This is a genomic window from Mesorhizobium sp. M8A.F.Ca.ET.207.01.1.1, from assembly GCF_004794715.1.
Taxonomy (GTDB): domain Bacteria; phylum Pseudomonadota; class Alphaproteobacteria; order Rhizobiales; family Rhizobiaceae; genus Mesorhizobium.
The window spans coordinates 1-339 of the sequence record NZ_SRUS01000302.1; the positions used below are offsets into that span (position 1 = coordinate 1).

The 339-nt window shown below is 67.8% G+C and carries 1 protein-coding gene; it reads left to right on the forward strand.

All coding sequences use genetic code 11. From position 1 onward, the window contains the following. Nucleotides 1–122: 122 nt before the first annotated feature. On the forward strand, nucleotides 123–339 hold a 217-nt coding region (locus EN850_RS34650), incomplete at its 3' end, for an SDR family NAD(P)-dependent oxidoreductase (RefSeq protein WP_136093010.1).

Consider the following 339-nt stretch of genomic DNA (forward strand, 5'->3'; position numbering starts at 1 on the left):
AGGTTCATCTGACACCCCGGGTGTTGAATGCTGAAACCTGCGCGGAGTTTATCAATCAGGGGTGATCGTACAGCCTGTCCTGCACCGGCCGGATGCACCGGCCGCACTGACAGGAGACCCCCATGGACTTGAATCTTGCAGGCCGTACCGCACTGGTGACGGGCGCGGCCAGCGGCATCGGTGCCGCCGTCGCCAGGCAGCTGGCGGCGCAGGGCGTGCACGTCGCCATCACGTCGCGGCGCCAGGAACCGCTGCTGGCATTGGCCGCACGGATCGAAGCCGACGGCGGCGCAGCACCGGTCGTCGTGGCCGGCGATCTCACCGTTGCCGAGGACGTCC